Here is a 243-nt window from a genome sequence, read left to right as displayed (position 1 = left end):
AGTACCATCGGCGCTGAAAGGCTTAGCTTCCGGGTTCGGAATGTAACCGGGCGTTTCCCTAACGCTATGACCACCGAAACCCTAAAGGGTTCTAGCGAACAAGCACACTATTTACTTGAAACAAATTGGTGTGCACCGGTGCGACTGTTCGCAACCCGGGAACAACACAGTGGACGCGAGCAACTGAGGACAAGCCCTCGGCCTATTAGTACCGGTCAACTCCACCCATCACTGGGCTTCCAT

The 243-nt window shown here is 53.5% G+C and carries 1 rRNA gene; it reads right to left on the bottom strand.

The window, feature by feature from the left end:
* Positions 1 to 78, bottom strand: a 5S ribosomal RNA gene (gene rrf, locus FVS66_RS00070); the annotation flags it as partial.
* Positions 79 to 243 lie beyond the last annotated feature (165 nt).

This window comes from Streptomyces sp. TRM49041 (genome assembly GCF_008271805.1).
GTDB lineage: Bacteria > Actinomycetota > Actinomycetes > Streptomycetales > Streptomycetaceae > Streptomyces.
The sequence above is the reverse complement of the archived record's forward strand: the minus strand, read 5'-3'. Positions and strand labels throughout refer to the sequence as shown.